This window comes from Shewanella sp. KX20019 (assembly GCF_016757755.1).
Taxonomy (GTDB): Bacteria; Pseudomonadota; Gammaproteobacteria; order Enterobacterales; family Shewanellaceae; genus Shewanella.
The window spans coordinates 1,143,017-1,165,733 of the sequence record NZ_CP068437.1; the positions used below are offsets into that span (position 1 = coordinate 1,143,017).

Annotated in this window: 22 protein-coding genes; 9 read left to right on the plus strand and 13 right to left on the minus strand. The window is 43.3% G+C overall.

The annotated features are described in order from the left end of the window. Positions 1 to 80 precede the first annotated feature (80 nt). The 4 genes from pepN to JK628_RS05010 form a co-directional block, all read right to left on the minus strand. The gene (pepN, locus tag JK628_RS04995; RefSeq protein ID WP_202288210.1) at positions 81 to 2,720 is read right to left on the minus strand and encodes an aminopeptidase N; all 2,640 of its coding nucleotides are present in this window, start codon (positions 2,718 to 2,720) and stop codon (positions 81 to 83) included. A 156-nt stretch (positions 2,721 to 2,876) separates the two neighbouring features. Next, entirely contained in the window at positions 2,877 to 3,470 is a 594-nt protein-coding gene (gene lpoB, locus JK628_RS05000) for a penicillin-binding protein activator LpoB (RefSeq protein WP_202288211.1), read from the minus strand. 23 nt (positions 3,471 to 3,493) lie between these two features. Then, positions 3,494 to 4,861, minus strand: a complete 1,368-nt coding sequence (locus tag JK628_RS05005) for a COG3014 family protein (protein WP_202288212.1) — start codon at positions 4,859 to 4,861, stop codon at positions 3,494 to 3,496. A gap of 247 nt (positions 4,862 to 5,108) precedes the next feature. Next, the gene (locus JK628_RS05010; protein WP_202288213.1) at positions 5,109 to 5,321 is read right to left on the minus strand and encodes a SlyX family protein; all 213 of its coding nucleotides are present in this window, start codon (positions 5,319 to 5,321) and stop codon (positions 5,109 to 5,111) included. 441 nt (positions 5,322 to 5,762) lie between these two features. Between JK628_RS05010 and fkpA the strand changes: the two genes are divergently transcribed. Beyond that, the gene (gene fkpA / locus JK628_RS05015; RefSeq protein WP_202288214.1) at positions 5,763 to 6,536 is read left to right on the plus strand and encodes an FKBP-type peptidyl-prolyl cis-trans isomerase; all 774 of its coding nucleotides are present in this window, start codon (positions 5,763 to 5,765) and stop codon (positions 6,534 to 6,536) included. A gap of 69 nt (positions 6,537 to 6,605) precedes the next feature. On the opposite strand, the gene JK628_RS05020 is transcribed toward fkpA, so the two are convergent. Continuing rightward, positions 6,606 to 7,160, minus strand: a complete 555-nt coding sequence (locus tag JK628_RS05020; RefSeq protein ID WP_202288216.1) for a DUF4136 domain-containing protein — start codon at positions 7,158 to 7,160, stop codon at positions 6,606 to 6,608. A 428-nt stretch (positions 7,161 to 7,588) separates the two neighbouring features. Between JK628_RS05020 and JK628_RS05025 the strand changes: the two genes are divergently transcribed. After that, a complete protein-coding gene (locus JK628_RS05025) occupies positions 7,589 to 7,894 on the plus strand; it encodes a DUF1289 domain-containing protein (protein ID WP_202288217.1) in 306 nt (101 codons plus the stop codon). 27 nt (positions 7,895 to 7,921) lie between these two features. Here JK628_RS05025 and JK628_RS05030 read toward each other — a convergent pair whose 3' ends face one another. The 6 genes from JK628_RS05030 to JK628_RS05055 form a co-directional block, all read right to left on the minus strand. Further along, positions 7,922 to 9,181 carry an ATP-binding protein gene (locus JK628_RS05030; RefSeq protein WP_202288218.1) on the minus strand — a complete coding sequence of 420 codons (1,260 nt, stop codon included), beginning with the start codon at positions 9,179 to 9,181 and terminating at the stop codon, positions 7,922 to 7,924. Positions 9,182 to 9,199: 18 nt separating this feature from the next. Further along, a complete protein-coding gene (locus tag JK628_RS05035; protein ID WP_202288219.1) occupies positions 9,200 to 9,913 on the minus strand; it encodes a response regulator in 714 nt (237 codons plus the stop codon). Continuing rightward, positions 9,913 to 10,326: a DUF3019 domain-containing protein gene (locus tag JK628_RS05040; RefSeq protein ID WP_237524144.1), complete on the minus strand. Its 414-nt coding sequence runs from the start codon at positions 10,324 to 10,326 to the stop codon at positions 9,913 to 9,915. Before JK628_RS05040 ends, JK628_RS05035 begins: the two co-directional genes overlap by 1 nt. A gap of 5 nt (positions 10,327 to 10,331) precedes the next feature. Then, positions 10,332 to 11,210, minus strand: a complete 879-nt coding sequence (locus JK628_RS05045) for a MipA/OmpV family protein (RefSeq protein ID WP_202288220.1) — start codon at positions 11,208 to 11,210, stop codon at positions 10,332 to 10,334. 451 nt (positions 11,211 to 11,661) lie between these two features. After that, entirely contained in the window at positions 11,662 to 12,141 is a 480-nt protein-coding gene (locus tag JK628_RS05050; RefSeq protein WP_202288221.1) for a YcxB family protein, read from the minus strand. A gap of 224 nt (positions 12,142 to 12,365) precedes the next feature. Continuing rightward, positions 12,366 to 13,250 (minus strand): universal stress protein, encoded by an 885-nt coding sequence (locus tag JK628_RS05055; protein ID WP_202288222.1) that lies wholly within the window; start codon positions 13,248 to 13,250, stop codon positions 12,366 to 12,368. 356 nt (positions 13,251 to 13,606) lie between these two features. Here JK628_RS05055 and JK628_RS05060 point away from each other — a divergent pair, with 356 nt between their 5' ends. Then, on the plus strand, positions 13,607 to 13,852 hold the full coding sequence (locus JK628_RS05060; protein WP_202288223.1) for a hypothetical protein: 246 nt from the start codon (positions 13,607 to 13,609) through the stop codon (positions 13,850 to 13,852). Between the two features lie 109 nt (positions 13,853 to 13,961). Beyond that, on the plus strand, positions 13,962 to 14,714 hold the full coding sequence (locus tag JK628_RS05065) for an SDR family oxidoreductase (RefSeq protein WP_202288225.1): 753 nt from the start codon (positions 13,962 to 13,964) through the stop codon (positions 14,712 to 14,714). Between the two features lie 33 nt (positions 14,715 to 14,747). On the opposite strand, the gene JK628_RS05070 is transcribed toward JK628_RS05065, so the two are convergent. Beyond that, positions 14,748 to 15,164, minus strand: a complete 417-nt coding sequence (locus tag JK628_RS05070) for a VOC family protein (protein WP_202288227.1) — start codon at positions 15,162 to 15,164, stop codon at positions 14,748 to 14,750. 66 nt (positions 15,165 to 15,230) lie between these two features. After that, a complete protein-coding gene (locus JK628_RS05075; protein WP_202288229.1) occupies positions 15,231 to 15,839 on the minus strand; it encodes an NAD(P)H-dependent oxidoreductase in 609 nt (202 codons plus the stop codon). A 387-nt stretch (positions 15,840 to 16,226) separates the two neighbouring features. Here JK628_RS05075 and JK628_RS05080 point away from each other — a divergent pair, with 387 nt between their 5' ends. The 5 genes from JK628_RS05080 (at position 16,227) to JK628_RS05100 (ending at position 22,637) form a co-directional block, all read left to right on the plus strand. Beyond that, positions 16,227 to 16,850 carry a helix-turn-helix transcriptional regulator gene (locus JK628_RS05080; protein ID WP_202288231.1) on the plus strand — a complete coding sequence of 208 codons (624 nt, stop codon included), beginning with the start codon at positions 16,227 to 16,229 and terminating at the stop codon, positions 16,848 to 16,850. A gap of 109 nt (positions 16,851 to 16,959) precedes the next feature. Then, a complete protein-coding gene (locus JK628_RS05085) occupies positions 16,960 to 17,661 on the plus strand; it encodes a pseudouridine synthase (RefSeq protein ID WP_202288233.1) in 702 nt (233 codons plus the stop codon). Between the two features lie 318 nt (positions 17,662 to 17,979). Next, a complete protein-coding gene (locus JK628_RS05090; RefSeq protein ID WP_237524145.1) occupies positions 17,980 to 18,930 on the plus strand; it encodes a LysR family transcriptional regulator in 951 nt (316 codons plus the stop codon). A gap of 181 nt (positions 18,931 to 19,111) precedes the next feature. Beyond that, the gene (locus JK628_RS05095) at positions 19,112 to 21,142 is read left to right on the plus strand and encodes a multiheme c-type cytochrome (protein WP_202288237.1); all 2,031 of its coding nucleotides are present in this window, start codon (positions 19,112 to 19,114) and stop codon (positions 21,140 to 21,142) included. Positions 21,143 to 22,010: 868 nt separating this feature from the next. Further along, entirely contained in the window at positions 22,011 to 22,637 is a 627-nt protein-coding gene (locus JK628_RS05100) for an acetate uptake transporter (RefSeq protein ID WP_202288238.1), read from the plus strand. Positions 22,638 to 22,717: the final 80 nt, after the last annotated feature.

A 22,717-nucleotide genomic window follows, 5' to 3' on the forward strand; every position in this document is an offset into this window, starting at 1 on the left:
CAATTCAGTCGGATGATTGCGTAGGTTAAATGTCAAAGCCACCGCAGAGGTGGCTTTTTTATGGATAGCCCATTGTGCTGCTATCGACTCATATTTGATTTTATCAGTAAGCATTTTTGCTGCTGCTGAATCGCTTCTTTTAGTGCCCGTGTCGTACTGTCAGACAATTGTTTGTTGTTAGCCTGCAAGTTTTGTAATGCACTGACGTTGCCATAGCTGCAATCTGTAGGGATTAAGTATTTAGCGTAACTGCGCATAAATACCGGGCCTTTATCTTTGTCGAGTAACGCGAGTGTTGTTAGTCGCTGCTCCGCGGTTACTGCGCTCAGGGACTTTTGCTCACTGGGGTAAAGGTTCGCCATTATGGTGCGTTGTTTGGAGAACGGCAGATTCGTTTGCTGCTGAATGCGGGTTAACCACTGACGTTTCTTCAATGCGTCAGGGCGAGATACTTCGGCGGCAAGTGCAGATTTCTGACCAGCATCGCTCGTGTCGGTCTCACGCTCTTTACGTAGCCAATACATGGCACTTGGATGATCATAGCGATTTAAGTGATTGATCATGGCCCAACGAAGATCTTGATCCAACACTAAACCTTTAATACTCGCTTTATCGTTAAGCATCGCATCGATGTTATTCAGAGCATCTTGGCTGCGTGCAAAGGCGATGTAGTTGTTAAACCAACGTCGCTGAAAGTCACGATCATTGCTATTTATCATCACCTTTCTAAGGCTCATCTGCTCAATGGCTCTAATGGCTTTTTTTGCATAACGCTGGTTGATGGGATCCATCTTGTCAAGATAAACACGTGTTTTAGATAAGCTTGCAAGTACTTGACCTACAATGGTGTAATCAGTCTCGCCTGGTAAATTAACCAGCACAGTGCCGATATAATCGTTCAGTGAAAGGTTGCCCTCTTCAACGCTATCCCACAAACTTTGCCACAACATGGAGCGTAATAGCGGATCTTTTACCAAGCGCAAACTTTGCTTTGCTGTCTTAAATGAAACCGGATCTAAATTCACTTTTACAAAGCCCCAGTCTTGATAATTGGGGTAGACGAGATCGGGGCAATGCATCCCCACAAGACTGGTGACATTGGTGGTGCTGCCGCTATAAGTCACTGGCATACTGATATTGTGATGCAGTCGATTACGGCCTTTAGTAAACAGACCTATTTGAACATGCTGTTCACGCAAGGTCGGTAGCACATCACTCGCAGCAGACTGCTTAAGGATAAATTGTGTAATACGACCGCTTTCACAACTAAAGCTGGCTTGAATACTGTTAACGCCAGCTTCATAAAGCCACTGCTGACTCCAGGTGGTGAGATTTCTATTGGCAGCCTTTCCTAGGCTTTTAATAAAGTCGTTGAGCTCAGCATTTTGATAACTGTATTGAGTCAGATAATTCTGTACTCCAGTTTGAAACGCTTTTTCTCCTAAAAGGTGGTTAAGTTGGTTTAGGGTCGACGCGCCTTTCGAATAGGTTATTGCGTCGATATTATCGAAGGCATTCTGTGTCGTGGCGACGGGGACCTCAATAGGGTGAGTACTGGCTTGGCTATCTAAGTGATAAGCACTTTGCTTATTATTGGCATAAAAGGTTCGCCAGGCATGGGTAAACTCCGTGGCTTCTGCGGTAGCAAGTGTGCCCATAAATGAGGCAAAACTTTCATTTAGCCACAAACCATTCCACCATTTCATCGTCACCAGATTACCAAACCACTGATGTGCCATCTCATGCATAATCACGCCCGCTAGGCGCTGTTTTTGGGTGGCGGTCATATCGCTATTAAATAGGAAGCGACTTTCACTGAAGGTGATAGCGGCTGCATTTTCCATGGCACCATAAAGAAAATCTGGCACCAGCAATTGATCATACTTTTTAAACGGGTAGGGGATGCCAAAATAGTCGTCGAAAAATGTAAGCCCTTGCTGAGTACACGTAAACCAGTCTTGTGGTGTGACTTGGTCTGCAACAGATTGCCGCGCAAATAGGCGCAGTGGATATTGGCCACTATTATCGGTCCACTGGTGATAGGGGCCGGCATGCATCGAGAAGTTATAGGGACTCAACTTAGGCGATTGCGGAAACTGCCATTGACGAGTATCGCCGTGCGGTGTTGTGGATGTTTCTCGCATCGCACTGATAACTGTCCACTCTTTTGGGGCGGTAACCGATAGGGTAAAGGTCGCTTTGAGATCCGGCTGGTCAAAAACAGCGAACATCTGCTGAGCGGCAGCGGGTTCAAAATGTGAATAAAGGTAGACCTTGTCGTCAACCGGATCGATAAAACGATGTAGTCCTTCACCGTTGGTGCTATGGGCACGAGTGAACTGCACTTCAACCGTGTTTCTACCACTCACTAACAAGCCAGGATTAAGGGTTATAAAGCTGTGGTTATAGTTTGGGTAAACCTTTTTGCCATTAATACTAAAGTGGTTGATCGTTGCTTGATTGAGATCGAGTGTCAGCGCTTTGCTGGTATCGCTAAGGTTAAAATCGACCTTTGTAGTGGCTGAGAACCGCGTACCCCCCGTTAAGGTAAAGTCTAACTCGTAATGTACGTCTGAGATCCTAGCTGAGCGCATTGCCGCTGACTGTTGGCTAATGTAGGGGGAGGCATCTCGTGATGACAGGGGCTCACGAGGCGTTGAATTACAGGCCGCAAGTACAACTGAGATTATAATAACTAAAGCAGTATGAAGCAGGTTCAAAACAGCATCCTTTTAATAAGCGATTTAGTGCTAGTAGAGAGAGCTCGATACCGTACCCTATTTCAGCGTGGTGCAGAAGTTAAAATAAGCTTTCTTGGATCAATAAAAAAGCCAGCGAGATGCTGGCTTTATTAATGGTGCGCTGCTAGTAGGACATTACAGGCCTAGGAAAGACTTCGACTTAACTTTGCGGATCTCTTTTTCATCAGACCATTCAATAAGGCCTGTTTCCAAATCCATCAAACGCATTGTCATCTTGTAGTAAACGTCTTTAGTGCTGCCATCTTCTTTAACGATGCTCGATAGGTTGCCATAAAGCATGTACTGTGCGCCAATTTGACGGCCGAAGCTAATCGCAGTTGATGGATCAACCATACCTGAATTGTTTTGATAATCCAGTTGCTTACGGACAGAGTCTACTTTAGTCATGTCGATAAAACGGAACTTGCCTGAGCGTAATAATTTATTACTAATTGAGTCGGTTACCGATTCTGTATCGATATGCTCAGATGTTTTGTTCTTCACTTTATCGACAAACATAATAGGACGATCGTTAGCGGTAAGCGCGACAACCGGTGGGAAAGTTAGCATGCTATCGACCATCTTAGCCGCAATTGCCTGCAGATCGGTTGAGCCAAAGTTCTCATTGACGGTTTCCACTTCAGTGGCATCACCATATTCAACTTTCGATTGGCACGCTGACAAGCCGATGGCTGCCGCGAGAATAAAAATAACTTTTAAATGTTTCATAGTGAGTTCCATACAAGTGATTGCTAAATGATTATTGAATAAAAACGGGTGTAATTGCCAGTATCAATGACCCAAATAAGTGTGGTTCGGCCACTTTTTACCTCAATCGAGTTTGGTGCTGCATTATCGAGCTTAACGGAGTAGTTACCAGCCTTTACATAAGTGCGGGCAATTTGGGCTTGTTGTGGCAAGGTTAGCCAGCTACGTCTGTCGGCTTGCTCTGTAATGACGTTAAATATCTGCATTGCAATGGCTGCATAATCGGTTTGATTGTTGCGGCGTTTACTGTCACTTTCCACGCTTTGTGCCATCTCTGATTTCGCGTATATCCGCGCAGCTTGCCTCACAAGTGCGGCGGGGAGATCTTCTTTAAGCGCGGTAATCGCTAATGCATCAATGTTGGCTATGGGCGCCGTAACTAACACTGTGCCGAGTCCTTGTATGCGTCCGTCTCTCACAGTTTGATTGGTTGGTAAGTATGTCGCCAGTGACGCTGTTTGCCAGTTACCATGAATGGTAAAAGGCACGGTTAGACTTTTCTTTTCAGGTACAAAGCCACGCTCTAGCATAACGATAACTTGGCCCTCTTCCTTCTGCGGCAATATGGCGTCGCCCCAACGTTTTTTAAATTCGTCATACTGTGGCATCGATAATTGCTTGGCCAGTCTGACTAAATCCTTCTGTAAGTATGGGTTATTTGGCGATATTTGCGCTGCTTTGCGATAGTCGATATAAGCATCATTAGGTTCACCCAAAATTTCATGCAGCATACCAGTGGTGTAGTAGCTATAGGCATTTAAAAATGAGCTGGTGGTACTTCCGGCGGCTTTACCGAGTTTACTGACTTCGGCGTCAATGGTGCCGTTTGCCATCGCTTGCACAGACTTATTAGACTTTTGATAGCGCGCTTGCTCTGAACTTTGTAGTTCATTACTGCGACGTACTTCCACTAACGCACCTTCCGCATCACCACTGAAAAGATAGTTAAGTGCTTGATATTGATGGAGCATAACTCGCTCGTAACCAGGGCCGCGGTAGGGGATTACGTTGTCATTGATGAACAGGCTCGTGGCTGTAGCTCCAGCATCGCTTAAGCTGAGCTTAGCTTTATCGTCAAACACCCGATAGGCATTGGCAGCTTGTTGATAGAAGATTTTACTGCCATCGAAATCCCCCGCTATCTGTGCCGAACGACCAGCTTCCTGAGCGTAGAGCAGGCCATCAGCACTACTCACTTCAGATGCTACAATTTTGGCCGCTTGTTGCGGCGTTGCAGAATTGAGCTGCGCTTTTAGCGGCGCAATCTGAGAAGGGTAGTTAATGAATACGCTGTTGAATGCACATCCACTTAAACTTAGCATCATGGACGCCAGCAATAAGATACTTCTCATGCTAACGTCTCGGTAATGTGTGCTAATTGCATTGGCTTCCTTGTTAGCTCAGGGGAGTGGATAGAGCACTAAAATGCATTATAAATGATAAAAATAATTTGCGATGAGAATTTATATAAACTTACAAATTCCATTGATACAAGTGTATTTTAAACATATCAAATCTGAACGTAACATGAATGCATAACGATTATTACAGTATAAGTTTAAGATTATTAATCTAGTTGCTGTTGTTAGCCACTGGCAGCTAAAAGTGCGGCGGTGGTGTTTCGTCCGCTTGGGATGCCATATTGCTCGGTTCTGCTGACTGCAGTTTATTGAGCAATAAACGTATCTGCTCCTGTTGTATTGCCACCACCTCATTAAGCTTGATGACTTGCTGGTTTAGCTCCTCGATCGTACTGTCTTGGAACGCCATCTTCATCTCTAACTCTTCAACTCTGTATTCTATATTATCCACGTTTACCTCTGATGGATTGGCAAATGCTCATTGCAGCTACCTTTGATTATCGCTCGAGTATACAACGGCTCGGTATATTTGGGGATAGGCGCTTTAACGACTTATCTAACAATATCGGCTATTAGCTCAATTCTTATGACACAGTAAGGGTTAAACGTAAAAAAGAGCGTTAATTAACCGCAGTTATGGCAAGGCAATGAACTTGTTTAACTCAATGTTGTCTTTTAAATGAATCTTTGTTTGTCCAAGTGCCATAGTCGTTCAGGCTAATGACAGGCAATGTAGGTAATATATTAATCTGTATTGAAAAAGAGCGTTGAATCACGGTGGCGTTGCTTTTATCTAATCAGATTGGAATAACCTATTTAACTAGTATAAAGTGGTTCGCCTAATAAAAGTAAAGGTTATAGTAACCACGTGTAGATGCTGAGGAAGCTTTAAATGAAATCTATTTATAAATATTCACTAGTGGCTTTGGCCGTTGTTGGTCTTAGTGCTTGTAATCAAGAGCAAGAAGCAGTTGCCGCTCCTGTTGAATTGAAAACTGAAGCGCAAAAAGAAGCCTACAGCGTTGGCGCGTCAATTGGTACTTATATGGCTGGCCATATCAAGGAGCAAGAGGAACTCGGTTTTGCTGTAGACAGAGACCTAATTGTGACTGGTTTCAGCGAAGGCTTGAACAGCGAGCTAAAGCTTACTCAAGAAGAGATGCAAACAGTATTGCAAACTCTTGACGAGAAGCTTAACGAAAAGCGTCAAACAAAGGCGGCTGCACTTGCAGAGAAGAGTTTGGCTGATAGCGCTGCATACCTTGAAACAAACAAAGCTAAAGACGGTGTTGTAACGACAGAGTCTGGCTTGCAGTACGAAGTGTTAACTGAAGGTACTGGTGAGAAGCCTGTTGCGGCTGATACTGTTAAAGTTCATTATGTTGGTACACTAACTGATGGTACTGAATTTGACAGTTCAGTTGCTCGTGGCGAGCCAGCTACGTTCCCACTTAACCGCGTTATTCCTGGTTGGACTGAAGGCGTACAGCTAATGTCTGTAGGTGCTAAGTTTAAGTTTGTTATCCCAGCAGAACTTGCTTACGGCGATCGTGACACAGCAACTATCCCTGCTAACTCTACGTTAGTATTTGAAGTTGAGTTGTTAGATATTCAAAAAGCGGATGCTCCAGCTGCAGAAGAAGCAAGTGCTGCACACGCACATTAATTCTGAATAATATTTGCAACAAAAAAGGACGCTTAGCGTCCTTTTTTAATGTCTGAAATTCAATGGCGGTTATGGTTTTTTCTGCGGTGGGAATTGTGCCAATATTTTACTGACGGTGAGATTGGTCTCCTGCGCCTTTTCTTCGCCGCCGTCATCAAAAGAAAACGTGTCACTGCCGCGCCAAATCAACTTCTGTGTTTGCGGGTCGACAATATCAATTTGAATAGTCTGGATTTTAGCGCTATCGCTACCGACAGGAACATCAACACTGGTACCGATTGATGCGCCACTAGAACTACCCCATGATCCCGCCCCTAGTCCAATAGAAAAGCCTGAATCCTTTGGCTTATCATCCACTCTAAAGCCATAAGTCACGATAAAGTCAGCGGCTTCATCTTGCTGGATAAACCCTTGCGTGGTCAGCGAGGCAGCAATAGATTGCTGAATTCTTGCTGCACTGAGCGGATCGGTCGTTTGCACCGGCTCTACTTGTAAAAAGGTCTTTAACTGAGAGAAGTCGTAATTAAGATCGTAATCATTCTTAGGGGTCGAACTGCATCCCGATAGGGTGAGTAGCGGTAGTGATAGAATGCAGGTTAATAAGGTTTGTTTCATTATGTTCATTATCTAGCCTCTCTAATTTTAGGCATTAGCCCTATTATGCTGTTTGGTTACGAGCCACTTCAGTGTTACCAGTTCATTTAGTATGCTTCCTTATGACATTTTTTGATAGGCAGTCTAGCGAATGCAATTGGTTTATACCAATTGCATTAAGTATCTGTTCATTCAGTGGGAATTCAAAGCGATGAAGGCAAGCCGGGAACTTGAAGCTAATAGTTATTCTATATCAAGAGTTTTCGGCGTAGCATGCAGCGCTTTGAAACCCACCCTACGGGAAGCGCTCACGCATTCCACTTCTGCTTTGCATTGGCTCATAAGGGAATAACCATTCTGTCGTCAATGCGCCTTGAATTGAAAAGCTTGAGCGCTTCTGAATTGATTAAATACCTAATGCAATTGGTATTACTCTTTCCATAGTATATGTTTAGAGTATGGAGCAATTAGAGTTTTTTGAGATCCCCAGTCCATGCATTGGTGTTTGCCAAAGTGATGCGAGGGGATATTGCAAAGGGTGTTTACGTAATCGAGACGAACGTTTCAAGTGGCTCGAGTTTTCTGATGCGCAAAAATTTGATGTTATCAGGCTTTGTAAACAACGTAAGCGTCGTCGCCAACTAGCGATGCTAAAGGCACGAAAAACTCAGTTGTTAGAGGAGAGAGCGAGAGCAAATCCTAGTTTAGATTTTAACGAGCAAGCTGTTGAACCTGCTGATGTGAGTGATTTTAAATTAGACTAAACTCGTTAAAATTGCTGCCGTAGTCAATTATGGCTTAGGCCAAGTTAAGGTGAATTGAGTAAAACCTGGGTGGCTTTCTAACGATACATCACCTTGATGACGTTCCATAATTCGCTTGATGATTGCCAAGCCTAAACCATGGCCTTTATTGCCATTATAGCGGGTATCACTGCGGTAAAATGGTTCAAAAATCTTCAGCTGATCTTGCGCTAATATCCCTTCACCATCATCGGTCACACTCAGTAATACCTGCTTGCCTTGAGTGCTAATTTCGACGGTGATCTTCTTTACACTGAAACGTTGAGCATTGGTGACTAAGTTCTGTACTGCCCGTTCAATTAACGAGGGTTCGGCCTTCAGTTGCACTGTTTGCTGATGCTCAACTAACTCAATAGGCGTTGAGTGCAGTGACTGTAAACGTTTAATGGTCTGCTTTGTTAAGCAGTTTAAGTCGCAGAGCTCAAATTGCAGCCCTTCTCGTTGCGTTTCTAAACTGGCATAGGTCAAGAGCTCTTGTAGTAAGTTTTCCATCTCCTTTATATCGAGTTGCATCTCATCGAGAAATGCTTGCCGGCGTTGCTCATCAGACTCTGGCAAACAATATTGTGGGATCAACGCGAGTGCAAACTTAAGTCTTGCTAGCGGGGTTCGTATCTCATGGGAGACTGCATTTGAAAGGTGTTTTTGATTGTCGATGAGTGCGCTAATGTGTGCTGCCATATCATTAAAAGTGGTCGCTAATGGCAATACTTGTGAGCCTTTAGGGAGCTGAATTCGGGTATTCCACTTCGCTTGGCCAAACTCTTTTGTTGCGTTTCGCAGGGTTTTTAAATCTTTAGACAGTGGCCATACCCAAATTAGCGCAACGAAAGCTAATGATAGGTAAAAGAAGACATTATAAAGACCACGCAGGCTTGCGTCTGGATCGAGTTCTATGGGGCCTGCCATTAAGATTTGTTCGCCGACGGCAATGAATTGCAGTTCATGATTTAGATCATATGGCGTGGCAATAACGGCGTCACTATGGACTATCTGCTCCTCTGAAAAGGCCACCTGATCAGCATCGAGCAGTGTTAACGGAAAGTCAGGATTACGACTGATGCTGTCGAGCATCTCTTGTCGCTCTTGCGCGGGCAGTTTGGTTAGCACCTGCGCCAAAGCCACTAAAGGTGCATCGAGTGCACCCTCTTGATCGACATTCTTTTTCCAAAGACTGTCGAGCGTCCAACCTATACCGAGAAAGCCAAGGCTTAATAGTAAATATAAGCTTAAAAATAGACGCTTCATTTTTGACTAGTTTGAAGGTTAGTTATTCCATGCTTCTGGTGCGAATAGATATCCCTGTCCCCAAACTGTTTTAATCCTAAAAGGTGTTTCAATATTGTCACCCAGTTTCTTTCTCAGGCGTGAAATACGCACATCAATTTTTCTATCTTTACCGTCAAAGTCAATATTAAGTAAATATTGATAAATATATTGGCGGCTCATGACTTGCCCTGCCTGAGAGGCAAGTAACCACAACAATTCAAACTCATGGCTAGTGAGATCAATCTCTATCTCACCCAAACGAATAGCTTGAGTGTGAGGATCGATACTTAACTTACCAAAGCTTAGGCAGTGGGATTCTACTTGTGGTGGCTTTGCCTGGCGGCGCAGTAAGTTATTAATTCTTGCCACTAATAGCGCGGGTTCGACCGGTTTAACCACGTAATCATCGGCGCCAAGCTCTAAGCCCTTAATTTGATCTTCATTTGAGCCTAATGCGCTCATTAATAAGATTGGCCCAGCAAAGTAGTCTGGTAGCTTCTCGCACAAGGTAAGACCGTCCATGCCTGGTAACATAATATCCAACAAAATGATGTCAGGTTTATAGTTGATCAAGCGGGTTAATACGGTATCTCCGCGACGCTCGACTTCGACGTGCATGCCATGCGATTTTAAGTAATCTACAATCAAGTTGGCCAGTCGAATGTCATCTTCTACGAGTAGGACTCTATGCGTAGATTGAGAGTTGGTCATTAGAATAAACTCCATGGGTTGCGGTAGCGACGCCTGACTTGAGGCGAAGAAGCTTGAGTAACTTTCAATTTTACACCTGCGAGTGTCTCGTGGGTATCTTTGTCTATCATGACAAACTGAATATCTTTGTCTGTACTGATATTGATAGCTAAAGAGTTAATACTTGGTGAGCTATTGCACCATTTTTTTAGTTCTTTGTAATCTGAAAGGATGCATATTGAGCGCTCTTGCAACAACTCCCACTTTAGCACAACCTCAGTGTTACAGGTTTCTTCATCTTCACTGGTGATACAAATTTTGGGTGATAGGCTAAGGCTTGCTGTAAGCTGTTCAATATCTTCAGCGACAGCATAGCCACTCAAAAATGAGCAAAAAAGCAGACATAATAATGTTTTCTTAGTTATCGATAACACTGGCGTTAAAACCTATATGCTGCGCCTACAAAATAGGTAGTTGTGTAATCGGTATTGAGCAGGGGGCTATCGACAATTTCATCGGCAATATCGGTATAACGCGCAACGAGCAAAAGATTCCAATTTTCAGTTAGCACATATTGTCCTGTGAATTCGATACTTTGATTCAAAGCTGACTCCGCTTGGTACTTCTCGCTCCAATAGGGGCTCTCACTTGGTCTAATACCATAGTAATAGTCAACGACTTGTTCGCTTTTCCAGTCTAACACAGCTGCGAACTCAAAATTCCAACTATCAAGTGGGATATTATACAACCATCTCAACTGTGCTTCGGTTCCGTTGTGTACATTAAAAAGATCATGTGTAACAGAGGCTTTGACTATACCAAACCTTGTGTAAAGAAATGCTTCTACTCCGCCAAGATAGGTAAAGTTTCGATTTTTCAGTGCATCGGTATCGATCTCTGGCTCTGCAGGGCTCTCCATGATTGATATACCTGTCGGGGCCGTTGCTCGCTCAACGCTGTTACCACTGAGATGGAAAATGTTAGACGGATCCCAGCGATAGAAAAAAGCACGATCAGTACTAAAAGTGCTGACTAAGTTGACTGTGTAATTTTCGCCTTCAGTGACGGTGTAACCAATATTGCCGTTATCAAAAAACCAACGGTCACCATAGTAGGCAATAGTCGGCACTGCATAGAGAGGGATATCATCAAAATCTTTAAGTGGGTTCGATTTAACGCCATAGCCAAGTGCAATACCAATATCCCAACGACCGATTTCGATGCAGTCGGTATTATTGTCGCAAGTATGGTCATTGCTTGCATGTGCGGAGGTTGCAAAAAAGCTAATGGTGAGGATTAGCGCCAACAAATAATGCATAGAGTGATATCGACTTATGATTACAAAATTAACAAAAGAGAATACAGAGTATCACTAATCGTGAGTAGCATCATGGGGGGGATTGGATTTGTAGCAAAGTGATACAGGTCACAAATTAGTCTATTTGAATTATTGGCTCGAACTTAGTGTCATCATTGGATAGATACTCCAGCATTAAATAGCACTTGAGCTCTACGCTTAACTCATTGAATAGTATAATGTTTTTTGCCTTAATAAATGTAAATGCTGAAGGTATGTCTTAATGTTCCCTCATTAATAGAGGTTGCTCTCCCAGTCTAGATAAGTCGCATTAATGATTAGTAATAGTTGCAGAACAAATTAAATTTTACATTTTGTTTAACGACTTCGACATTGTCACGTTCTCGGCTGAACGATGTTAGCGGCTCGTTCAGCCTACTGTGATGCGGCTAACCATCTTATATGCGGCAGTTTAATATTGCGCCATTTTACCACTGACGAACTTAATAGCCTCTTCATCCAAGCTACGCTTAGACAGGTAACTAACGGTTTTTGCTTGTTTGATTAAAAAGCCCTGTTTTGTTTCTGAGATAGACACAATATCTTGCCAAAGAATGCTCCCTTTGACATAGAAAGAGTCATTGCAGATCCCTTGTTCATCAATGGTGAGCGTAACTTCATTGCTGGCCGCTTTGCTCATCATTTGGCGCATAAGCCACCAAGGCTTTTTGTAGCGAATGTTCAATGCTTCTAACACGCCTAAGCCGATTAAGAACCAAGAGGCATAGGCATTAATTGCTGTCAGCAATAGCAAGATCCCAATTAGCGTAAAGATGATGGACTTTCGATAAGCACGTATTGAAGTATCGATAACAACTGACTCATCGAAGCACTCGCTAAAGTGACTTTTATCTAGCGTGTATTGGGTGGTGTAGCTGTATTCAGATTTCATTGTGGCTCTTCATTTGAATGCTTAGGTTATGCTCAAGGTACTTATTATACGTAAGTTTGCAGATAGTTGATTAACTCAGGCTTAATCAAGCTATTTTGCAGCAAAGTGTGTTGATGATAAAGGGATTAAAAGACATTAATCAACACCATTGTTTGATAAGGGCATTCAATATATAGCCGATTTTTATAGCGTTAACGGTGGCAGGCTTAACAGGTGCAGAGTAATTAATGGTGTATAGGCTTAATAGCTAATATGTCACACTTCAATTGGTCAATAATCACCGATGAGGTGTGGCCCTTTAACTCGCTCATGAAGCCATGATGTTCGCCTGCGCCAATGACTAGCAGGTTAGCATTACATTTGTGGGCAATTTCGGGAATAACATGGTCCGGTAGTCCTTGCTCAAGGTGGAGGTGGTCATCATCCAGTTGGTATGGTTTCGCCGAGTCTAAGAGGTGATTCCAGTGTAGGCTCCTTTGCTCCGCGTCAGTGAACAATGTCTGGTCTCGATTGACCGACATACTCCAATTTTCCAATTGATAGCAGTTTAGCAGGTGGATGTCATTTTCCAGCAAGCTGGCTAATTGCTGAGTATCATCTAACAGATTTTGATTTAACTCTTTATGAGCAATATTTGATTCAGCCGTTTCTAGTGCGGTTAAAATATGCCCTTGTCGTTGCCAACCTTTATTGCCAACAATTAAAATGGGTAGTTGACTCTGTCGCAGTAGGTGCGACTCACAACTGGGCAAAAATTCGCTAATGATACTATTGTGGTGCTGATTATTGATGACGACCAGATCGTAATCACCACTGTTTGTTTCATCGAGTACTGCCACATGTTCTTTGACATTTTTGATCACTTTTACTTCTATGTTGACACCTAAATGCTGGTATTTACTCAGTAGTTTATTGACAAATAACATTGGGTCCATTGCATTGTTTGGGATCAAACCTAAGCGACTGAGAACGTTATTGTAAGGTCTATCAACCTTCAAAGCGGTGACTTTTGCTTTGGTTTTACAGGCGAGTTGTAGCGCTTTGTTTAGGGCAAACTGTGCAGGCGAATGGTTGTCTACTAGTGCTAACGTATGGTGGTAAGAGATCATAGTGAATTACTCCGTTTACCTTCACTCCACTCTGAACAACTGTAGACGAAAACCCCATGAACACACCGTTTTATTAATAACGAATAGCGCTTAAAGTCCGTTTTTACAGTGCTATTCAATATACTCAATATTAACTAATTGATTTGTTTCAGATGCCAGATGGCATCCGTTGTAAAATTCACATACTTTCAAGAGTAAGCCCGAGTTAACACTATTAACTTTCATGTTAACAATCTTTAACATGACATGATTTTGATGATTCGTTAATCTCATTTTACGATCTGTAAGTTGTGATTTTAGCCGTAGTTTTAAAAGGTGTTCGCTAAAAGTAACCGCTAACTCGCTAAGGAGAGGCTATGTTTGTATTTGCAATGGAGTTGGTATTTTGGCTGCTTTGGGATTTTGTGCTGTCATCTGTATTTTGCCTCACTGGCGCATTGCTGATCCGTATCTTTAGTTTTGGGAAAACCCGCTATCCGTTGACACCCCTTAGCTATTTCCGTCGCCGTAAGTACCAAGAGAAAGACCCATTCAATATGACCTTTATCGTCGGTTTCTCATTCTACCTGTTGTTTTTTATACTGGCTATTTGGCTGGGATAATCGTGATTGTTGAGGTATTTTTCTAGTGACTCAAGGCTCAAACAGCTGTTTACATTTCATCCGATCAACAGTAGCTTAGCGAGAAATAACACTAACATTGCCGCATCATATGACAATAAGAAAAACGATTCTGATCACAGGTGCAAGTTCAGGGCTTGGCCGTGGAATGGCATTCGAGTTCGCCAAGATGGGGCGAGACCTCGCATTATGTGCGCGGCGAATGGATAGACTAGAGACATTAAAACAAGAGTTAGAACAGCTTAGCCCCAGTATTCGTGTCTCCATTAAATCGTTAGATGTCACTGAGCATCAGCAAGTTTTCGATGTGTTCGATGAGTTTAAAGCAGAGTTTGGCGCCATTGACCGAATTATTATAAATGTAGGCATGGGCAAGGGGGCCTCTATAGGGACAGGGAATTTTGAGGCAAACAAGCAAACTGCAGAAACTAATTTGATAGGTTTACTCGCTCAATCTGAAGCAGCAATGCTAATTTTTAGAAAGCAAAATTCGGGTCACCTAGTCACTATATCATCGGTTAGTGCAGTGCGTGGTTTCAGGCGAGCGATGACAGTATACGCGGCAACAAAGGCGGCAGTGACCTCTCTGAGTGAAGGGATCCGTCTTGATGTAATGCACACTCCTATCAGTGTTAGCTGTATTCACCCCGGTTTTATTCGCAGTGAAATTAATGACCATGTCGAAAAAGTCCCATTTATTGTCGACACAGATGTAGGTTGCCGCGCCATGGTCAAAGCTATTGAAGCTGAAAAAGCCAATAGTTTTGTCCCCAGTTGGCCGTGGTCCTTATTACATTGGGTATTGAGATTCGCCCCTGATTCATGGATTAGAAAAATGAGTTGATCAGGCTCATCTATATGATTCATGACTTGCTCTTCAGTAACGGTTACGCTCACTGGGAATATCGCTAAGGTACTGTACAAATTCAACTTCGTAACCGTTCGGGTCAATGTAATAAACGTTGCGTCGGTAAGGATCTTCCGCGCCCGCTTTATCGATGGGATGCCCTATCGCTGCTAAGCGCTCTATTATGCCGTTTAAGTCATCGACGACAAAAGCAAAGTGAGCGAGGCCGACTTGGTGACCACTCAGATCGCGATTATTACCAACGCCGTCATCGTTAAACGTCAGGTATTGGTAGTCATCACCAAAATGGATCCAGTTGCGATCAACACCATACCATTGACTCACTCCGCCACCGCGGGTTTTCCAGTGGGGGAAAATCGCTTGGTAAAAAGCCAGCGTGGTCGGTATGTCCTTTACCACTAAATTTAAATGTTCTAAATGCATCATGGGTTGCTCCTTGCTTGGTTAACTGCTTGTTGGGTTAATTCGTTAATAGTAAATAAGCTGTATGTTTTACATGCCGTAACTGTACTCTTGCTGCTTAGGGTAGGGCATAGCTTCATGATTGCTTCGTATCGTCGTCAATGCATCGCTGTACTGCGACAACATATGCAAGCAGTAACTTATGCGCTCACGTAAATGCTGGTCGCGCTCATTTTCTGGCTGTTGTTGGTTTAGTACCTCTGCAACATTGCGAATAATAAGGTGATCGGGTGTTGCCACGAGTTTATTGTTCTTTAAGGCATTCATCCTTAGCTCTGCAATTGGATAAGCGCCGCTAATCCCACTAACAACCGACACTAATAACGCCGGCTTATGGGCAGTTTCTTGGTTATCGCACATCAATAAAAAATTTTTAATCAAGGGTGAAGCCATGCCGCCCCACTCTGGTGTTATCAATACTAGCGCATCTGCACGTTTAATCTGTTGAGCGATAAAAGGCCAGCGACTCCCGTCGACATTTTTGCTCTCGGGATCGCCGTCCCAAAAAGGCAGTTGATACTGGCAAAGCTCAATGTGTTTTACATTATGAGTCGCTAGCATCTGCTGCATTAAGTATTGAGCAACTTTTGCAGTTTGCGAATCCTTGCGTTGGCTTCCACTGACAATGACTAACTCCATTTAAGTAAACCTTTTTGTTTATTAAGTGTTATGTAAAGTAATGCCTTTACATAATAAAGTAAAGAAAAAAGTTTACATAAGAACGAATTCAGTAATAATGTGCAGTAAGTGCTAGAGAGGTGTATACCCGGTCTACCTGAAAGTGCAGGATTCAGTGGGAGTTTAATGGGGTTTAATCAAAGCATTGATTGCAAGGAATGGTCACTCCCTTGGTAAAATCAATAATGTAGAGTAAATCCCATTAAAACCCATCGCAGAAGGCGTTGTGCAAGCCCACTTCGTTGTTGCACTAACTTAAAAGGGAATAACCATTTCTATATTAATGCGCCTAGAATTGAACTCACACACCGCCTCTGAAACGAGCACTTTCAAGTAGAATGGGTATATATGAAAACCAGCGATAAAATATTGCAGATGTTAAAGACCCAAGGCGAGCTGACTGCTAAGGTCATTGCGACTGAGCTTGAATTAACCACCATGGGGGTGCGTCAGCACCTACAAAGCCTCGAAGAGAGTAGCGATGTTATTTTTGAAGATAGAAAAGCGACTCGCGGTAGACCGACGCGTTATTGGTCACTAACCCCTAAAAGTAATAGCCACTTCTCAGATCGGCATGAAGAACTAACAGTACAACTGATTGATTCTGTGAAAACTATTTTTGGTGATCAAGGCCTGGAGCAGCTGATCACCCATCGTGAACAGGCATCTTTTAAGCAGTATCAAGCAGCCTTCACCGATGCTAATGATCTACCGGCTAAGCTCGCGGTGTTGGCTAAACTGCGAACGGAAGAGGGCTATATGGCCACTGTTGACATGAGCGACAATGTTTATTGGCTGTTGGAAAACCACTGTCCAATATGTGCCGCTGCTTCCTCCTGTCTGAATTTTTGTCGCTCTGAACTGCAGCTGTTTCAGTCGCTGCTGAAAGAGGATGCCAATGTGAGCCGTGAAGAGCATATTATTGAAGGTGCTCGTCGTTGCGCTTATAAGATTGTGCCGGTTGACGGTTGACGGTTGACGGTTGACAGATGACAGATGACGGATGACGGATGACAGATGACAGATGACAGATGACAGATGACAGATGACAGATGATAGATGATAGGTAGCGGGAGAAAAAGTGGAATCTAAACGAGCGCGGTTAGATCGGTTTATTAGTGCCAAAACCAACATCAATCGTAAGCATGTGAGACTGCTGCTGGCGCAGGGGCTTGTTGAAGTTGATGGCCAAGTGGCGCGAGATATTGATCAGATCATCGATGAGTTCTCACATATCTGTTGTGAGGGAAAAGTGTTGCAAGCCAATACTGCAAGCTATGTGATGCTGCATAAGCCTGTGGGTGTGGTTAGTGCCACCATTGATGACAAGCATAAGACGGTGATCGACCTACTCAGCCGCGCCGATAAACAGCAGCTACATATTGTCGGTCGTTTAGATCTCAATACCTCTGGCTTATTGCTGTTAACTAACGACGGGCGCTGGTCGAAGCGGTTAATGTCTCCGGAGCATAAAGTGGCAAAACTATATCGGGTGACGCTAAAGAACCCTATCGATGCCTCATACATAAAAGCGTTCTTCGATGGCATGTATTTTGAGTTTGAAGATATCACCACCGCCCCCGTCAAACTGGAGATTGTTGATAGTCACACGGCATTAGTCACCTTGATGGAGGGGCGCTATCATCAAATAAAACGCATGTTCGGCCGTTTTCGTAATCCAGTCATTGGCTTGCACCGTATTTCCGTCGGCACTATTGTGCTCGATCCTCAATTAGCGCTAGGGCAAAGTCGCGATTTAACCGCTATAGAAATAGCTAGCTAGCTTTGATTATCTCCTAGCTGTGATAACTCATAACTCATAATTCCAATTTAAGCTAAAGGCCAAGATTTAAGTAGATTTAGCTTGCATCGCTTCGTCAGGCTTAAGTAATCCTCTTTTTATTTTATCTTGGGTGGCTTTGACCGCTATTACGCACTAAAAGATTAGTGTTTTATGGTGGTTGGCTGGTTGTGATGCAGTGCTAATATTTCTGTATTGGCTATTGGTTAACCGCGTGGGTCACGCTTTAATATTGACCAATATGCTATACCTATAATTAAGTATTCAACTGGTCTACTAATAATAATGCTTAATGAATCTTTGAAGAAAATAACTGAGTTAGATGTTTTTTGCCTAGTGGTATTTAAAACACTTTACGAGAATGGTCAGGCCAATACCACCGCAAAAGAGCTGCAAGTATCGGCACCGAAAATTAGCCGTTGCCTTACCGCGCTGAGAATGGCTTTTAACGATGAACTATTTTATCGCCGTCAGCATGGGCTTAAGCCCACCCCTTTGGCTGAACAGTTATATGAACCAGTTTGCCGCTTTTATCAGTCGATAGCTCATATTGAACAGGTAACATCCAAGGTGGCCGACCCTACGCTATTACCCACCTTAGATATCGCCGTGACCCAAAATATAATGATTAGCTTCGCGGTAGCGATAAGCCAGCATCTAGACAAAGACGCGATAGGTAATATTCGTCTGCATTGCTGGGATCCATCATCGACTGAATTGATCCACAATGGTGAGTTAGATCTTGGCATCTCTTTTGACACCTCACATAGTGTCGATCTGAATAGTGAGCTCATAGGTTCACTTGATGCTGTTTACCTTGCTGGACGCAGAGAGCATCCCATCTGGCAAAAACTGCCCGATATCACCTTGGAACATATTGCTTATCATCCATTTTTATACCTCGAAAGTAAGGGGTTTAACGATAGGATCGACCCCTTAGAACTCTACTGTCGTAATGCTAGGATCCCACTGGAGAACATCGACAAGGTAAGCACCAGAGAGGAGTGGGTTTGTCATCTGCTGACGATGGGGAGCTTGGCTTTTACACCTGCGATAGAGGCTGATATCAGCAATGAAATTTCAGCGCTAAGGACAGAAGTTTTACCCTGTGAACAGGTACAGCTATTACATGGGCAAATGATGGCGCCACAATATTATCTAATTGAAAAAAATGAAAAAAATAGGCGGTACACCCCAGCTAGAAAGGCGCTATTACTGGAAACAATCGCTGAGCTGTTAGTCGCTAAGTAGCCGCTCTGTTTAGCTTTATTCCAATAATCGATATTGCCAATTACATTTGTTGTAATTTCATTGGCTGCATCTCTAAATTGTTGTCACATCATTCATACAAATAAGTTTCGTATATTTGAGTTTGTTTTATATTTAACTCACTGCGTACGCAGAATTAAAATACCTATAAAGGGATATGATGATGAGAACACATAAGAAGTCTTTATTGGCGGCGGCATTAATTGCTGCTATTGGTTTAGCCGGTTGTAGTGATGGTGATGATGGTCAAGATGGCGCACCAGGTGCTCCAGGAACACCTGGTACGCCAGGTGAACCTGGTGGCTCACCAGTAGTAGAAACATCTGAAGTAACCAATGTTGAATTTATTTCGCATATGGTTGAAGAAGGTAAGGTTACGATTGAGTTTGAAATCACTAACGAAGACGGTAATTTAGTTAACGGTTTATCGGATGCGTCTGTTTACCTAGCTATGAATACCGAAAGAGGTATTCAGCGCTCTCGTGATGGTGAAGTGGGTGGCAAAGTCACAGTAGGTGGTGATGAGCCTACCGAAGGCGCTACATTAACGATGCTTGATGACGGTCATTATGAGCTCGTTGCGCCAATTGCATCAGTTCAAGCTGACTCAGAAGTATTAACCCGTTTACAAGTGGGTGATGGCGAAACGATTGCTGACTCTCCATATATTATTGTGAACAAGCCTGAAAATATTCATACCTCAACGACTGAAACCTGTTATTCATGTCACGTGGATTATGCTACTTCAGATATTAAGCATGCGAAATTTGTTGCATTAAACACTGCTGGCGAAGTCGATTTCGTTGGAAGTTGCATGGTGTGTCATAACAATGTTGCCCGTGGTCAAGATGAGACTGGCGAGTATGACGAAACAGGTGGCTATGCTAAAAATACCATGCAAAAGCTGGGTCATATTAATCACCAGAAATTTGAAAAAGACTTCACTCCAACTAACTGTTATAGCTGCCACGCAGAGCCTGTGATCAATACTAGCATTGCTGGCAATGGTTGTAGTGACTGTCACACATCAGATGCTTCTGCTGCAGCGATTGTTCAGGCAACAGGTGATTTTGATGCACGTGAGTTCCATGCTAAATCATCATTAATAGGTTTAGTTGAACGTGAAGAGACGCGCGCTTCCCATACAACCACGACAAGCGCTCCATATTGGGATGCTGATGCCTCATGGGAGGATACAACGACGGGTGCAGTGTGTACCGATTTGAAACTGTATGAAGTTCTGGATGGGGTGGAAACACAGCTTAACATAGGTGAGATGTATGCCGTGCATACTCTGACTTACGCAGGAGCTTATATTCATGGTTATGATAGTGAGAAAAATACTGTCGTAGGCCGTGCAATAAGTAGAGGTTCTGAGCAGTACATCGAACGTGCAGACGGTACTCGATCTATCTGTTTCCCTGGACTAGTAGCTGGCTTTGAAAGCTCAAACTTGAATGCGAGTACCCGAGTTACATTCGGTTTAGGTGAGGAAGATAGTACTCTTGCTGGATATACTGGTGTCTCTATTACAGGTTATTCCGAAGTTGTCTCCACCGATTACTATGATATTGACCTCTCGACCACAGTCCCTAACTTTAGCAGCGAAGGGACGTATGATCGTCGTCATGCCGTAACGGCTGACAGCTGTACCACTTGTCACAATAACGGGACTAATTACCATAAAAATGGTGGCTATAGTGATGGTGGTAAAGCCTGTGTAGCTTGTCATAACAATGGCCAAGATCGTAATGCGAAAAGCTCTGCACCAGGCTTTGGCCCTATGGTCCACAGCATGCACTGGGGTATTGGTAATGCGCTTTCAGGTGCTAAAGTCGACGAAGAGACAGGTGAAAACCTAGTTAACTCAGCAGCTAGCTTGAATGCTGATAACTGCGTATCTTGTCACGCTGATGGTGTCAGTTTAGCGGATGTACCTAATCAATATATGCTTTCAAGAGCTTATAACGAAGGTACTACTGGCGTGATGACTAGCCCTATCACGGCTAACTGTTTTGCTTGCCATAATTCAGACCAAGCACTGAATCATATGGAGCAAAATGGTGGTGAGCTAAACATTCCGAACAATGTTGATTGGTTTACCGAAGGGACTTCTGAGTCTTGTGCAACCTGTCATGATACTGGTAAGTCGTTCGGTATCGATATGTTCCATAATTTTGACCGAGTGCAGTAAGCTCTGCTTTAAGAGGTAGGGCTTTGGGTGACCTTAGGGTGTACTTTTAAGGGAACCCAATTCAATTACCGCTTTTGAATAAGCTTGAGTTGTAAATGGGGATGGAAAATGGCTACCCTGCAGGCCGTCAATTCCATCCCCAATTTTATATCACTCGCTTTTTCGTCTGCGAACCATCCTTTTCGGTGGATCTTCCCGCAGAGTCTTGTGCAATCTGTCACGCCAAAGGCAAAATCTATGGTATCGACATTATTCAAAGCTCACTAACTTAAAATTATAAAAGTTTCACCCGCTATGAGATCCCTGCTTCTCATAGTCTTTGAACCTCTTGGGAGCCTTCGGGCTCCCTTTTTTTGCACTATTTTGAGGATTGTTTCGGCGCGGAACATAGCTTCAGAAAAACGCTTTGTGGTTATGACTACCGCTGCTGTTTTGAGCGTGTTCTAGATCTAGGCGTTGCAAGAGTCAGCGCTGCAGTTATTTTTAATCAAAATTAGCCAATGTTCTAGTTTGTGAGCCAGTGCAATTATTCAGCTGTAAAACGTTGTCGTTTTAGTCATTGCTAAAGTGATAATCATGGTTAGGTGTGATCGTGATCGACTAATGTTGAAAAGTGGGATCTTGCTGTGGTTTGGCGTAAGAGTTTGCCTTTGTTTGATTATGTTTATCTTAAGTTACTGATAATAACTTAAATTAGTGTTTTTTTGCTCAATTCATTATCGACTGTTTTACCTACTACGCATTTGCTTGCTGTGACAGCATTGACTAAAATCCGCGGCGCTAAGATTAACCATTGTTAATCTAGTGCGGTTGAGTGCAACCGCTACACATATTATTGCTTATTGATCACTTCCTGTAGGGGAACTCAATGTCTACACAGCTTACAAACACTCTCGCAAATCCAGCTCCACTTGGCTTAATGGGATTCGGTATGACTACCGTTTTGCTTAACATCCACAACGCGGGCTTTTTCCCGATAGATTCAATGATCCTCGCGATGGGCATCTTTTATGGCGGTATCGGTCAAGTATTAGTAGGCATGATGTGTTTCAAGCGTGGCGACACTTTTGGTACCACGGCATTTACCTCTTATGGCTTGTTTTGGTTAACCTTGGTTGGGCTTATAGTGATGCCTAAAATGGGGTTAGCAGCCAGTCCAGCTGGGTTTATGGGGTGGTACTTATCGCTGTGGGGGATCTTCACTGGCTTTATGTTCATCGGTTCAATGCGCTATCCGCTGGCGAAGCAGATTGTATTTGGTTCACTGACGGTACTGTTCTTCCTGTTGGCAGCAAGAGATTTTACTGGTAGCGAACTTATTGGCACTATTGCTGGTTTTGAAGGTATTTTCTGTGGTTTGAGCGCTATCTATTTCGCCATGGCTCAAGTGCTTAACGCTGAATATGGCCGGGTAATTTTACCGGTAGGTAAGGTTAGGTTTGCCGCAAGTATGCCTAAAGCTGCCGACACTACAGCATCATTAAAAGCTGCATAAGCGTTAATGTTACAAGCGGCATAACCTATCGCTTTAGATAAAAAAAGCTGACATTGATGTCAGCTTTTTTTCGGTTCTAA